Genomic DNA, 14,416 nt, shown 5'->3' on the forward strand with positions numbered 1-14,416 from the left:
TGACGTAAATTGTACCTAGATGCCATTGAATAACCATAAGCGCCACAATTTGCAATCAAAAACACATCTCCAGCCTGAGAATCAGGAAGTTTTCTATCCACGCCCAGAATATCTCCGGTTTCACAAATTGGACCAACAACAGTCGCTGTGATATTCAATTCATCATCTATTCGGCTGAGGTTGACGATATTATGCCATGCACCATAGAGAGCCGGCCGGATTAGTGAATTCATTCCTGTTTCCAAGCCAATGTAACCTTTGTCTCCCTTGAGTTTTGTTTGTGTCACTTTTGCCAGTAAAACTCCGGCATTAGCCACCAAAAATCTCCCTGGTTCCATCCAGAATTGTAAATGAGGGAATTGATTTTTATATTCTGTAACGATTAAATTCAATTGTTCTAAATCCAAACCATGTTCATAAGGGTTTTCGGCAATTCCCATACCTCCACCAATGTTGATGATTTGAACTTCAGTAAAAATACTGGTTTTATCGGTTAAATATTTAATGATTCGATGCCAGTTCTGATGTTCCAGAATCCCACTTCCCGCATGAGCATGCAAACCTTTGACGGTAATATTATGAGCCCGACATATCTCTTTGACATTTTGCAATTCGGATTCGGTAATTCCAAATTTTGAATGTTGACCGGCTGTTCGGACATAACGATGATGTCCGCTTCCATGACCCGGATCAAGCCGTAGAATTATGCTTTGGCTTTTGAAAACTTCGGGATAATCTCGAATCACAGTATAATTATCAATGGTCACATAATAACCTTGCTCTAATGCTTGCTGATACTCTTCAATAGCCGCAAAATTAGGAGTGAATAATAGTTTTTCTTTGTCAAATTCTCCCAAAACATTTTTAACCTGTGCAATTTCGCCCGGTGAAACCGTCTCAATTCCCAAACCATTTTGGGTGATGGTTTTTAAAACATCCGGATTGAAGTTCGATTTCATCGCAAAAAAGATTCGATCAATAGAAGTCAATGTTTTTAACAGGCCGATTTGATACTCAATTATGTCTTTACTGTAAACGTAGCAAGGAGAACTCTCCTTTGCGATTTCAAGCAACTTGTCCTTTTCTTTTTTCCACCAAATCACTGATTGTGGAGGATTCTCGAATTTCTTGCTGACTAATTGTTCCCAAGTAGGGCCGAAACCGTATTGATTGGCATTTTCCGTAATTAATCCATCATGAAGTGCAATGAGCAGTTTATCTGCCTGATCTTCATCAACAACAATACTGGTGTTCAGATCATTGGAAGATTGAGATGTCAGATAAATTCTTTGCTCAGCAAAATTTGAAATAATCGGTGCAATCTGCCCCAAAAGAGCTCTCATGCGATAGCCAACTAAAGTGACTGCCGAACAATTTTTATAAATAGTTACTTGGCAAAACCGACACAATTCATTTTTCAGGTTCTCTAATACTTCGCTATTAATCACATTATCCGCAGTATCTAATGAAACCGTGATGTTGGTTTGAGCCGTCACCACAATATCTATGGAAATACCCAATTCCCGAAAAACCGAGAAAATTCGACCCATGAACCCTGCCTGATGCCACATATTGATTGAATCCATGGAAACAAGCGTGATTTTGTGCCTGACATTGATGGCTCGGACACGAGGACTTGTGGATTCATAACCTTTTTTTAATATAGTTCCGCTTCCTCCGGCATCCATGGTGTTGCAAATATGAATTGGAATTGAATTCTGCTCTGCCGGTAAAATGCAACGAGGATGTAAAACCTTTCCGCCACTGGCTGCAATTTCACGAGCCTCTTCGTAGCCAATTTTTTCAATCAAACGAGCCGTTGGAACCACATGCGGATTGGCACTAAAAATTCCATGAACATCGGTCCAGATTTCAATTCTTTCTGCTCCTAAGGAAACGGCGAGATAACTGGCGGAAGTATCAGAACCTCCCCGACCTAAAACCACTGTTTTTCCGTTCTCATCGGCAGCAATAAAACCCGGCATAATGGCACAATCTTTTATGATTTTTGTGGAGCCGACATTGCATTTCGCTGATAAGATTTTGGTTGCCAAAGCGCGATTGTCATCAGAACTACTGATAAAAATGTTTTTGGGATTGATGCTTTCTAATTCAATCTGTTTGGATAGATACTCACAAGCAATTTCATGAGTCATTAACTCTCCAAAGGAAAGAATCTCTGCAATATTGTGTGATGTTAGAATCTTTTGATGAGAGTAGTCCTGTAACTTTTTAAAGTATGCGGACAAGTCCACTTTCACACTCAATTCATCTGCTAACAGTTCAAGCGATGCCTTGATTTCATCAATCAATTGGCTGTTACGACTGGTCGAAAACTCTTCCAATAAATTAGTGATTCCTGATTTAGCTGAATGCACCACTGCGACTTTATATCCTTCGGATATTCGCTGTTTAATGATACTGATTATCTGTTGCCAACGACTTAGGTTTGAGACGCTGGTTCCACCAAATTTTAAAACTACAACCGGTTTATCGATACTCATAATCTTTGATTGAAGATGAAATATAACATCTTTGAATGTATAATCTGAAAGTCATATATGCAAGAAAATTAATCAATATGTCCAAACTATCCTCAATTGAACAAACCAAACTCAACTGGAAACAAGTTCGCTGGAACTGCGACCTTTCAGAATTGAATTTCAACACAACGAATGATCTCGACATAGGTAGCTCAATGATTGGACAGGATGATGCTTTAGAAGCACTGGAATACGCTATTGAAAGTCGGGCATTCGGGCAAAATGCCTATGTTAAAGGACTGCAGGGAACAACCCGTATCGAGTTGATTGAGAATTTATTAAAGAAAGCAAAACTCCCTGATTTTGTAAAATCTGATCAATGCTATGTCAGTAATTTTCAGCAACCGGACAGACCCAAGTTAATCACATTACCGGCCGGTGAGGCTCGGTTTTTCAAACGCTGGATGAAGAAATTTGCTGACTTCGTCCGTAAAGAATTGCATGAAATTTTGGAAAGTGAAGATGTGAAGAACCGCAAGTCTGAAATTGAGAATCAAGCCAGCGATAAAATAAAAGAAATTACTCTTCCATTTGAAACCGAACTTTCAAAAAATAATCTAGCAATGGTGAACTTTAAATCAGAAACCGGCGTGCAAACAGTTTTATCTCCGCTTTTTGAAAATAAACCGGTCAACCCGACAGAATGGCAGGAGCTGATTCAAAACAATAAAATCACAGAGGAGCAAGTCAAAAAAACTCAGGAAAATCTGGCTAGATATTCCGAAGAGCTCAAATCTTTGATTTCACAAATCAATCGGGTTAAATACCAAAGTGGCGAAGACACTCAGGATTTGTATGAATCAAAAATAAGACAAGCTCTTCATGCAGAAACTGCTGAAATATCCAAGAAATTCCATACTCAAGCTGTTGCAGAATATTTGCATGACGTTTGTGAGGATGTTATCGAACAGTTTTTTTACTCGGAAAAGGACTCGTTTTATCCACACTTACGCTACAGCGTCAATATTCTGGTTTGCCATAAAAAAGACACCGGATGCCCAATTATTGTAGAACGTGTACCTGCATTGAATAAATTACTGGGAACAATTGAAGCCAAATGGAGTGAAAAAGGACCCGAGCTATCCGACCACATGAGCATCACTGCCGGAACTTTGCTTCGCGCAGATGGCGGATTTTTAATTCTTGATGCCAGAGATTTATTATCCGAGCCCGGAGCCTGGAAAATACTGATTCGCACACTAAAAAATCAATTGCTTGAGATTGTTCCGGCTGAAATGGCATGGCCGTTTTCACAACCAACCTTAAAACCCGAACCAATTAAAGTTAACATTCGGGTGATTTTGATCGGCGATTCTGAAACTTACTACATGCTTGATAATTACGACCCTGATTTCCCTGAACTCTTCAAGGTTTTGGTTGATTTTGATACTGTAATCAATCGCAATCTTCGAGGGTATGATAATTACGCCGTCGTCATTGCTAAACTGGCGACTGAAGAAAATTTGTTGCCATTCGATAAGTCGGCTATTGCCGCATTAGTCGAACATGGTGCTCGAATCTGTGCTCAAAAAGACAAACTCACCACAAATTTTTCGCGAGTTGCTGATTTGGCCAGAGAAGGACATTATCTGGCGGAAAATGCAAATGCGAAAATCATTAGCGGGACACATATCAAACAAGCGATTGCCCGAACCAAAAAACGAGCCGGACTTTCATCAAAAAAGTTTCAGGAAATGATTAGTAGCGGCACTATCAATATTTTCACTAAAGATAAACTGGTTGGCGAAATCAACGGTTTGGCGGTGATTCATGCCGGGCCGATTGTTTATGGTTTTCCATCACGAATTTCTGCAACTGTCGCTCCCGGAAGAGCCGGTGTGGTGAATATCGAAGGTCAGGCATCCATGTCCGGTTCGATTCATACCAAAGGCTTTCAAATTTTGGTTGGCTTGCTCAGACATTTATTGCCAACCAAACATCCACTGACATTTAGTGCTTCGATTGCGTTCGAACAAAGCTATGGCGGAATTGATGGGGACTCAGCATCAGGGGCTGAGTTTTGTTGTTTGATTTCGGCAATTACCGGTATTCCAATTAGTCAGGAATACGCCATGACCGGTGCGATTGACCAACACGGGCGATTGCAAGCCATTGGAGGAGTGAATGAAAAAATCGAAGGCTTTTATGACACTTGCTTGTCACAAGGTTTAACAACAACTCAAGGGGTTATCATCCCACAATCCAATGCCGGAGATTTAATGTTGCGTGATGATGTTCAGCAAGCAGTAAAAGATGGAAACTTCGCAGTCCATGCCGTCACACATATTACTCAGGCTCTTGAAATTCTCTGTGAAAAACCGGCAGGCGAACTGATAAATGGTGAATATGCGAAAGACACCATCCTTCATGAGGCCATGCAAAAATCACATCTTTTCTGGAAAAATACTAACAACAATAAATATGACGACTTATGACATCTAAAGTAAATTACCAAGGACAATTGCGGACACACGCTGTCCACTTACAATCAAATTCAGTAGTTATCACTGATGCTCCGGTTGATAACCACGGAAAGGGAGAAGCCTTCTCTCCAACCGATTTGGTCGCAACCGCATTAGCCAGTTGTATGATGACGATTATGGGAATTAAAGCCGAGTCGATGAACATCGACCTTAGCGGCACTCATGCCGATGTGGTAAAGCACATGAGTGAAAACCCCAGACGAATCAGCCAAGTTGAAGTCATAATGACATTAAATCAAAACTTTGATGATAAAACCCGAAAAATTCTCGAAAAAGCCGCCCTCACCTGCCCTGTCAGTCAAAGTTTGCATTCGGATTTGGTGCAAAATGTGAGATTTGTTTATCCCTGAGAAAAATAATTAAAATTAAATGAGGTGATTCGATTCGCTTTTTTGTATGTATTAAGTATCAACAACTTAATAGGTGCAAAAATGTTTAGAATAACCATCACATCAATATTTTTAATTATCTTTACATCGCAGGTACAAGCATGGGTTTCAGTAGGTTCATCTCCGGGATTTGGAACCTATAATTACACAACCATACAGGCGGCCATTGATTTTGGTGATAGTGAGATAAGAGTATTAAACAACCAGACATTTACTGAAAATATTTTAATTTCAGGCTCTATTGATATCAAAGGCGGTTATACATCGTGTCTTCAAGCCAGTCTGGACAATGCTTTAGGTCCAAATACAGAGATTGATGGATCCGTTTCCCTGGGGGCGGCTACCATAACAATAGATTCAATTAGTGAGCCCAATGTCAGACTGTATAACCTTGAAATTACCGGTGGAACCGATACTATTTTTGGTAATAATGGTCATGGAATTGAAATTGGTGACTCCAATGGAATCATTGAAATACATAACTCTGTTATTATTGGGAATACCGCTGAAGAAGGTGGTGGAATTTATGCTGTCAATGGTTGTGAAGTGGTAATGTATTCAGGAAGCTCAGATCCCGATACACTTCCCAGAGGCATAGTCAATAATACTGCAAGCCAGAATGGAGGCGGGGTTTATTTGGATTTGGCTGCCGGACTTGTTTTGATGGGCAATATCAACACTGGTGGAACTATTGGCAACAACACTCAGCCAGTTACACTAGCAAATAACACTGCCACAAATAATGGTGGTGGAGTTTATGCTCAAAACAGTTTCTGTGATGACAGCAACTATCAACCGGGTACTGATTTTCAAAACCGCCCCCGTGGTGTTGATAATCCAAACGTATCGGATGGTCTGGGACTGTTTGACCTTGGAGCGTTTGAATATGATGATAACGATTTGATATTTGCCGATGGCTTTGAATAAAACGATATAATAAATCAGTCAGTTGATATAGAATGGAGAGATAAATTTTCAATTTAATCCTGTATCATGAAACTGATAGAAAAAGCTCTGGAAATCGCCCTGCAAGCCCATCGCGGACAAACCGACAAATCGGGCGAAGCCTATATTCTTCATCCGTTACGTTTAATGAGCAAGATGAAATCAGATGACGAAAAAGCGGTTGCCCTTTTGCATGATGTGATTGAAGACTCCGATTTTTCCGATGAAACATTATTATCTCAGGGAATACCTGAACATGTCGTCAATGCGGTTAAATCCTTAACCAAAATTGACGGCGAATCCTATCAGGAATTTATCGAACGAGTCAAATTTAATCCTTTAGCAAAGAAAGTCAAAATCGCCGACCTGGAAGATAATATTAACATCCTCAGACTTAAATCACTGAATCCCGACGACCTGCAAAGAGTGAAAAAATATCACCAAGCGTGGATGGTTCTTAATAGTTAATATAAATACTAAAAGATGGCGCGCTTGAGATGCGACACATGATACATTTAACTTATTGATATTAAATAAAATAAAAAAAGTATCATAAATTTATACCCCACATTTATACCCCTTTTTCTCTTAAATTTTCAGATAAACAGACAATTTTTTAATCAAAAATAAGAGGAAAAAACAATGAATATTGCAGCTACAAAAAACCTGACAAAACAATTAACCAATCCTTCTAATTTTGACTTCATCATGGACACGATGATGAGTGTAATGGAAAACAAAATCAAATATGAATCAAAAACGACATTTACAGATGTTCAAATAACAAAGAAATATTTACTTACAAGGTTTAGGCTGAGAAAAAATGAAACATTCGCCTGTTTGTTTTTAAATAACAAGAACCGGCTTATTAAATTTGAAGAACTCTTTCATGGAACTATCAACAAAACCAATGTCTATCCACGGATAATTGCTCAAAAGGCGTTAGAGTTAAATGCCGGTGCCGTTATCTTTGCTCACAATCACCCATCAGGAAATATTGAACCAAGCACATCAGATAAAATAATAACTTCCCGTTTAATTCAAACAATGGAATTGATAGATGTCAGAGTGCTTGATCATGTTATTGTAGGTCATTCAAAAACCTTTTCTATGGCTGAGCATGGAATGATGGATAATTGACGATCAAGCAGAAAGTAAAATTTTCTCAACTATAATAATTTATTGAAAACTTGAATAACTACGGATTATCCGTATAATAGGGAATAAACATGAAAACAGTCATTGAAACGAGTACATTTATCAAAACTTCTCGTGAAATCATGTCGGAAATCGAGATTGATAATTTGATTGAGTATGTTTCGATTAACTACAATGCCGGTGATGTGATACCCGGTGGTAATGGATTGCGTAAACTTCGCTGGTCTGGCAAGGGTACTGGCAAACGAGGTGGTAATCGCATAATTTACCTGAATATGACGGAAAGTGAAGTTGTGTTGCTTCTTGCTTATCGTAAAAAGGATAAGTCTGATATTTCACCCAATGAGAAGAAGAAACTAATTGATGAGGCTTGATATGAACAAAAAAGAAATTGATAAAATGGTTGAAGCTGCCGAAGTTGATGCCGGTCATGAATTGCCCGGGTTAAAAGAATCACTGGCAGAACTCAATACCGGTAATTTTGTGGCTCATACTCCCACTAATATTCTGCTAAAGAATGTTCGCAATAAATTATCCATGAATCAACTTGAATTTGCTGAATTGATTAAAACACCTATTGGCACACTTCGAGATTGGGAACAAGGACGGATCGAGGCAAGTGGTGTTGTTTTATCTTTAGCCAAGTTACTCAATAATCACCCTGAATTAGCTGCTGAGTTGTGATTTACCAATACTTTAAAGCCCCATCCGGAAAAACAGAATAAGATTAACCCTCAAGCCGATTTTCCACTTGAGGCTCTACATATTCATGAATTTTGTAAAAGGGTTATCATCATTGGACCTAGGTATCTCTATACCGGCTCTACTACCCGGACTCATGCCAAAGCTGTTTAACATGGCTCTGAGTTGGGCTTTATCCGCCGCTGTAAACTCAAAGGGATTTCTCCGGTACTCTACAAGGGTATTGCAAAGGATTTCCAGAGAAAACTTGTCACTGAGCAACGCTACGCCCTCTACAAGGCATGATTTTATCTCATGCCACATTGCAGATTGTTCTTTGTCAAAGTAGGCAGGAGGATTGCCTACCAGCTTATCAATCTTTGGTTCGTTCTCTCGCCTCCTGCTCGGATTCTTTTTATAAGCTCCGTTCAAATTCATTATGGCGGTTGGTTTTCTGGGTTTTGGCATGATGTTTACCTCTTTAAATTTATAATCCTAATCTTTGCCTTGATTCAGGAGTCATTCCACATTTATCTAGGCAATTAATCAAAACCTCATGATGTTCGGCTGTCATTTCCTCTCCGGGTGTTCTCATCAAATCTACTAGATGGCATATTGACTCTAATATCAATCGGTCGCTTTTGAAAAATACTCCATTTATTGCATTGTTTTTTATTTCCTGCCATATTTCCTTTAAATCGTCAGTAAAGTAATCAGGAGGGTTGCCAACGGCTTTATTTTTGCCATTGTGTGAAATACTTGTAATTGAGTTTTTTGGCTTGTCTGTCATTGTTTTATTCTCTTATTTCAAAATTTTATAATGGGGGAGTGAAAATCTCCCTCAGGGCGCGTATCGGTGATTGTGTGCCTCAAGTTTCAAACCTACCCCCGTGCCTATGTGTCTGTTAATCCTCATTTGTAGTTCCTGTGTTGCCATGATTCGCACTCTGTTTTTTTACAGTTGCGGATGTTAATTACAAGTCCTTTCGGGGCTTTGGGATTTCCTGATCCAGTGCAGTTCCAGCATTCTGTTTTGAATGTCGCTTTTTTTTCTTGTTTGTTCATAATTCTTTGTCTCTTTTTTGGGAGGGCAACCGGTGAAGATTGCCCCGTTTCTTAGTTTCTTTGTAATATAACCAAAACATTATCCCAATGGTTATTTGTTAAAAATCCTTTGCCATAAAACTTGTTCTTCTCAATCCCTCTCAAACCCTTTTTTTGCAATAGTTTAAAAGCTATCAGATTGCTGTTTTTAAGTTGCTCTTGTTGTTGTTCTTGTTGTAACTAAAATTAAAACAAAAACTAATTAAAAAAAAATCTTTTTAATTCAATTTTACCTCTCTAACAGTTGAGTATATGACCTGTTCAGGGTGTACTTTTTTCTTATCGCTTCCGTGTCTGACATCTCCTACTGTTATAAGATATGGTTTATCCATTAACTTAGTCATTGGAACTCTATCCGGTCTTAACTTTGGAGCTGTTGGGTACATTGAATAATAATCCTTGATAAATGCAGATGTTGGTGAACATTTGGGAATAAACCGACCGTTCATTCCCTTTTTGCCGATAACTCGTTTAACCGGGTAAAATCTTGGAATAATCACATTGTGATAATCGCCAAAATCAATAATAGTAAACAAGAACACAACTTTGTCATCACCGTGAATATTGCAGGTGTAATAATGGGTAAGTGTAGCCTCGTAGTCTCCCTCCGGGATTCTTACGAAGTAGCTGTTCATTATGTCCTTGACTTTGTTTTCCTGAGCCTTTTGACTGGCTCTAAGTTCAGCAACAGGATTTAGTTCAATAATATTACTCATGTAACAGTTCCTCCGCTAATTCCTTTTTATTGCTTTCAGAGGAGGTTATTATGTTATACTTAGCTTCGTCATTAGTTGTCTTTGGTAAGTTGCTAATTACATCACTGGAAGTGGTTGCCGCCGCTTCCAGTAACCTTTGAGCCTTTTCTCTTTCACACTCCAAGATTGAATATTCCCCTATGGAAATAGTCTTTTCATCTCGATTAACAAACGGAATCATTTTGCATTGAATATGAAATCCGTAATTTTTTCGGAAGTGCTGAACATGGTCGGCAGGATTATTGCAGCCTGTTGCAATCATCAGTTCTCTGGATGTGTGAGGCTTGTCTAATAATGCCTGTAGCATTCTGGTTTTTTGCGGTGATAACTTCATTATGCTGCCTCCTCAGTGGAAAGGCTTTCAATGAACCTTTGGATAGAGCTCAGTTTCCAAGCAACTGCCCGGGCACCCAAGCGTATAGGTTTGGGGAAAGAGCCGTTCTTCATGTCGTCATAGATTGCAGACTTTGACTTGCCCGTCATGTCTATAACATCTGGGAGTCTTAATAGTTTTTCGATCATATTTACCTCACAAGTTAGTTAATAAAACCAAGAAACGAAATAGTTATTTCTTGGACTTGTGGGGATAGTTTAGAAATTGATTTTAGGTTTTAAAAGTATATGTTGTTGATAGTAAACATTTAATACTTGGGTTAAGTGTGTGTGTTAACCCATAGAATATAATAAATTCAAGGCTTTCCAGTTAGTTTTTTCCAGCCGTTATTAATCATCTTTTGTACTGTATAAAGAGTTGTATTTAAAATATTGTGATCAGGTGTTGCATAAAAATCTTGTTCTCCAAATTGTAAATAACAAAGATACTTGCGATACACATCTGCTTGAGTGAATTGGAAGTCATTTATTAAGTCATAACATGCAAGTCCTATCGCCCAATACAGATATGGGGTTTTATCATCCGTATTTCTCATACGGGGAACATCTAACTCCCTAAACTTTCGTCCATTGACTGCTTTATATCTTTTGCTTGTCAAGTTATTAAGTTGGCGTGTTTCTTGAGTAGTGATAGTGTTGTTTTTGTTCTTAATCTTAAGTTTTTTGATCTTGTCTGCAATAACTGTTTCATCTGCTTTGATTTTAGTTTTTTCTGAATTAATAAACTCTCTTATCTGATTTACTAATATTTCAGTCGGCATTTCAAGGTTTACCATAAATGCTCTATTGAATTTATATTTAGATTGTAATTCTACAAACTTACAAAAGTCTTTTTCGCTTATAAAGTGTAATTTTCCTCCGTCAACCGGGTGGATTCTTGTTGTGGTTATAGGATATTTTTCTTTATTGTTCTCGTAATTTTCATCATTAGTGGAAATAGCACCCGAATCTTCAATACTTCTTAGAGTTTTGCCTATTAAATAACTATTAGGGGCGTTCATTGAAAAATCATTATGAGTATAAACTCCATTTACCCAATGGCTTTTACCTGAGTATGTATTGTCAATTTTTGTTTCAGAAAATCTTAAATGTACATGAAAATCCTTAACAGAAATGAATTGAGAAACATCTGATTTGTCTGCACCGTTTTTCTGTCTGCATTGAAATTCATAAGCCCATTTATCGAGGTCGGTTTCATAACTTAATTCCCTGTATTTCTCATAATCAAACTCATCAGGCATTCTTATGAATTTACAGTCGCCATTTAATTTTGGGATTTTATCTATTGCTCTTTTACTCATAATCACCCTTTCCCGTGATACCTTTCAATTAAAAACCAAGCCCGGGCGGTGAAAGAGTCCGCTTTTCGAGAGCTACTCTAGGACTTGGTTTGTTCATCAATTCTTTTTAACCTTATCAATCGGTATTACATCCGATTTTGTCACTTGTCTGTCGATGTGATCCGCCCACCATTGCATCAGTCCTTTTCTTTGTTCCACATAAGTTGATTTGTTGTAAGCAGAATGCACGGACGTTTCCAATCGGTGACAAAGTGCTGCTTCTATGTGGTCTCTGTTTTTTCCGGCATCATTGGCAGAAGTTGAAAACAGTCGCCTGAAAGAGTGGATTGTCATTCGCTGAGCGTACCCGAGGCGATACAAGGTGAAAAGCATACTGTTATTGGCTACCGCTTGAGTTGGCTTAACCAAGGAAGCAAAGACATATTTTCTATGACCGTTGATTTCTTGCAGTTTGCGGAATAATTCAATAGCCTGTTTTGATAATGGCACTATGTGAACCTTGTCCACATCTTTGTACTTTCGCCACCATTTGAGTCGTTGTGCCGGAATAGTCCAGACTTTATTTTCAAAGTCGATTTCTTTCCATTCAGCTTTGCGGAGTTCTTCTGTCCGAAGTGCTGTTAGCAATGTGAGTTGCATTGCGTACTTGATTACCAAGTCACCGTCATAATTGCGAATGTCTCTTATCAACTTTGGAAATTCTTCCAGTTCAATGCAGTTGAAGTTTTTCTTTGTCCTCTTGGGAATGGTTATCACCGTTGCCGGATTGTGTTGAATATGTTCATCTTCAATGGCAAGATTGAAAATATTGACACACCATTGTTTTAATTTTCTGAGTAATTCGAGTGAGCCTCTGTTCTCTACTCGCTTTAAAACTCTTTTGAGAGTTCGTGTGGTTATGTCTTTGACCGGCATTGAGCCAATATGTGGAAATAGTTCTCTTTCCATAGCACTCAGGATTTCACGAGAATTATTTGCTTTCCAATCGTATTTGGTTTTATGTTGATGCCATTGCAGGGCAATTTTCTTAAATGTGCCTGTCGCCTGTTTCTCGACTTCTTGTTTCTGTCTGATTCTATCTTGAGTGGGGTCAATACCTTTGTTAATTAGCCTTTTAGCCTCATTTCTGGCTTCTCTGGCATGGGATAATGAAATATCAGGGTACTTACCTATGGAGTAGGTTTTTTCCTTGCCAAAAAGTATGTATTTCATTCTCCAATATTTTGAGCCGTTGGGATGAATTAACAGATAAAGCCCGTCGCTGTCACTTTTTTTGTATTGCTTGCTTTTAGGCTTGAAACTTTCGATTCCAGACTTGGTTAATAGCTTTTTGTTGTACTGAGTTTTTGCCATAAAAGGGGTATAAATCGGAACTAAAAAGGGGTACAAATATTCGTTAAAAACGCTTATACCCCTAATTGTACCCCTTTTTTTTGTGGATTTCAATGGATTATTCTGGACTTTTCTGGACAAATAATTAGAATAAGTTACTGAATTTTAAGAGGTATTTTGGACGGTACTGGATTACTCTGGAAATGGGGTTGGCGCGCTTGAGACGATTTGAACGTCCGACCTGCCGCTTAGGAGGCGGCTGCTCTATCCTGCTGAGCTACAAGCGCTTTGCTTGGTTTTTAATTTTCGTTGAAAACGATAGCGATATTTTCCATATCTTTACTGACTGCGATTCGGCTGATTCCTGATAATCCCGGAATACTGAATTCATGGGCAATCATCCAGTTATTACCGTTTTCACTGAAATAAAGCGTGTTGTCTTTTCCGCACCAGAAGTTACCTTTTTTGTCCATTTCAAAATCTTCCACACCTTGCGGAAGTTTTATAATTTTGCTTTTTTTGAATTTCTTGGTGTCAAACTTGCTAATCCACCAGTTATCCATGGATTTATCGACAAAGTACATATTTTTGTATTTTTCATCCGGTTTGAGGGTTCTGCCAATATTGGATGCCATGAGTTTTGGCTTTTTACCGGTGGTTTGATAATACAAATCGCCTTGCTCACCATTGATAATAAACATCCACAGTTGATTTTTACCGGTCCAGTTATGATAGCCGATATTGTCCATATCGCTCATTAATGCTGCTTTGTCTTGCTTGCCTTTTTTGTGTAACCAGTAAACGTGTTGTGCATCGCTACCATCCGATTTTTTATCTAATTCGACACGAACCACACTAATTCCGTCGCGATCAGCTATTTCAGTTGCTGAATATTCACTCTGTGGAGTTCGCATGTATGGAGTGGCTTCTCTGGTTTTTAGATTCAAGCGGTAAATATCCGACTGTTTATTAATGAAGCGTGTAAAATAGATGTATTTATCCTTTTCCATAAAAACAGGTTGGGAATCATAACCCGTTCTCGAAGTCACATTTTGCGGATTACTGAGTTGAACTTTTCCTTTGGAAACTTTTAAGTTAGCTAATACAATTTCCGTACCCGGTGGAGAGTTCTCCTGTGTTTCTTTTGCCGTTTCTTGCTCAGCAAAGACAGAAACAGGCATAATCAGAACAAATATAAACAGAATCAGTGTTTTCATGGTTATTTTCCACATTGAGTTATTTCATGGCAGTATAGCAAAAATAATTCACTTTTGTTAATAGCATCATTGCGAAACAACAACTAAAACGAACGTTTGAGCCAAATGTCGTATC

At 38.5% G+C, this 14,416-nt stretch carries 17 protein-coding genes and 1 tRNA gene; 7 read left to right on the plus strand and 11 right to left on the minus strand.

The genetic code is table 11. The features are described from left to right. Window positions 1-2,504: bifunctional aspartate kinase/diaminopimelate decarboxylase (locus R3F25_13015; protein ID MEZ5497719.1), on the minus strand; the 2,504-nt coding region annotated here is incomplete at its 3' end. Window positions 2,505-2,581: 77 nt separating this feature from the next. Here R3F25_13015 and R3F25_13020 point away from each other — a divergent pair. The 7 genes from R3F25_13020 (at window position 2,582) to R3F25_13050 (ending at window position 8,202) form a co-directional block, all read left to right on the plus strand. Next, window positions 2,582-4,978 carry an ATP-binding protein gene (locus tag R3F25_13020; protein MEZ5497720.1) on the plus strand — a complete coding sequence of 799 codons (2,397 nt, stop codon included), beginning with the start codon at window positions 2,582-2,584 and terminating at the stop codon, window positions 4,976-4,978. Beyond that, a complete protein-coding gene (locus R3F25_13025; GenBank protein ID MEZ5497721.1) occupies window positions 4,975-5,376 on the plus strand; it encodes an OsmC family protein in 402 nt (133 codons plus the stop codon). Before R3F25_13020 ends, R3F25_13025 begins: the two co-directional genes overlap by 4 nt. An 81-nt stretch (window positions 5,377-5,457) precedes the next feature. Further along, window positions 5,458-6,342, plus strand: coding sequence for a hypothetical protein (locus R3F25_13030; GenBank protein MEZ5497722.1), 885 nt, complete (start codon window positions 5,458-5,460; stop codon window positions 6,340-6,342). 66 nt (window positions 6,343-6,408) lie between these two features. Then, complete coding sequence (locus R3F25_13035) at window positions 6,409-6,828, plus strand: HD domain-containing protein (protein MEZ5497723.1); 420 nt, start codon at window positions 6,409-6,411, stop codon at window positions 6,826-6,828. A gap of 174 nt (window positions 6,829-7,002) precedes the next feature. Further along, on the plus strand, window positions 7,003-7,500 hold the full coding sequence (gene radC / locus R3F25_13040; protein ID MEZ5497724.1) for a DNA repair protein RadC: 498 nt from the start codon (window positions 7,003-7,005) through the stop codon (window positions 7,498-7,500). A gap of 89 nt (window positions 7,501-7,589) precedes the next feature. After that, on the plus strand, window positions 7,590-7,892 hold the full coding sequence (locus R3F25_13045; protein ID MEZ5497725.1) for a type II toxin-antitoxin system RelE/ParE family toxin: 303 nt from the start codon (window positions 7,590-7,592) through the stop codon (window positions 7,890-7,892). A 1-nt stretch (window position 7,893) separates the two neighbouring features. After that, entirely contained in the window at window positions 7,894-8,202 is a 309-nt protein-coding gene (locus R3F25_13050; protein MEZ5497726.1) for a type II toxin-antitoxin system MqsA family antitoxin, read from the plus strand. Window positions 8,203-8,277: 75 nt separating this feature from the next. Here R3F25_13050 and R3F25_13055 read toward each other — a convergent pair whose 3' ends face one another. The 10 genes from R3F25_13055 to R3F25_13100 form a co-directional block, all read right to left on the minus strand. Then, window positions 8,278-8,637 carry a hypothetical protein gene (locus tag R3F25_13055; GenBank protein ID MEZ5497727.1) on the minus strand — a complete coding sequence of 120 codons (360 nt, stop codon included), beginning with the start codon at window positions 8,635-8,637 and terminating at the stop codon, window positions 8,278-8,280. A 49-nt stretch (window positions 8,638-8,686) separates the two neighbouring features. After that, entirely contained in the window at window positions 8,687-8,989 is a 303-nt protein-coding gene (locus R3F25_13060; protein MEZ5497728.1) for a hypothetical protein, read from the minus strand. A 122-nt stretch (window positions 8,990-9,111) separates the two neighbouring features. Next, entirely contained in the window at window positions 9,112-9,264 is a 153-nt protein-coding gene (locus R3F25_13065) for a hypothetical protein (protein MEZ5497729.1), read from the minus strand. Window positions 9,265-9,521: 257 nt separating this feature from the next. Then, the gene (locus R3F25_13070) at window positions 9,522-10,019 is read right to left on the minus strand and encodes a hypothetical protein (GenBank protein ID MEZ5497730.1); all 498 of its coding nucleotides are present in this window, start codon (window positions 10,017-10,019) and stop codon (window positions 9,522-9,524) included. After that, complete coding sequence (locus R3F25_13075; GenBank protein ID MEZ5497731.1) at window positions 10,012-10,392, minus strand: hypothetical protein; 381 nt, start codon at window positions 10,390-10,392, stop codon at window positions 10,012-10,014. Before R3F25_13075 ends, R3F25_13070 begins: the two co-directional genes overlap by 8 nt. Further along, window positions 10,392-10,580 carry an AlpA family phage regulatory protein gene (locus tag R3F25_13080; protein MEZ5497732.1) on the minus strand — a complete coding sequence of 63 codons (189 nt, stop codon included), beginning with the start codon at window positions 10,578-10,580 and terminating at the stop codon, window positions 10,392-10,394. The genes R3F25_13075 and R3F25_13080 overlap by 1 nt, the downstream gene beginning before the upstream one ends. Before the next feature lie 167 nt (window positions 10,581-10,747). After that, window positions 10,748-11,752, minus strand: coding sequence for a hypothetical protein (locus R3F25_13085; protein MEZ5497733.1), 1,005 nt, complete (start codon window positions 11,750-11,752; stop codon window positions 10,748-10,750). 96 nt (window positions 11,753-11,848) lie between these two features. Further along, the gene (locus tag R3F25_13090) at window positions 11,849-13,105 is read right to left on the minus strand and encodes an integrase arm-type DNA-binding domain-containing protein (protein MEZ5497734.1); all 1,257 of its coding nucleotides are present in this window, start codon (window positions 13,103-13,105) and stop codon (window positions 11,849-11,851) included. Window positions 13,106-13,294: 189 nt separating this feature from the next. After that, a tRNA-Arg gene (locus tag R3F25_13095) sits at window positions 13,295-13,371 on the minus strand. Between the two features lie 12 nt (window positions 13,372-13,383). Continuing rightward, entirely contained in the window at window positions 13,384-14,301 is a 918-nt protein-coding gene (locus R3F25_13100; protein ID MEZ5497735.1) for a hypothetical protein, read from the minus strand. Window positions 14,302-14,416: the final 115 nt, after the last annotated feature.

It is taken from the genome of Gammaproteobacteria bacterium (genome assembly GCA_041395445.1).
Lineage (GTDB): Bacteria > Pseudomonadota > Gammaproteobacteria > Xanthomonadales > Marinicellaceae > NORP309.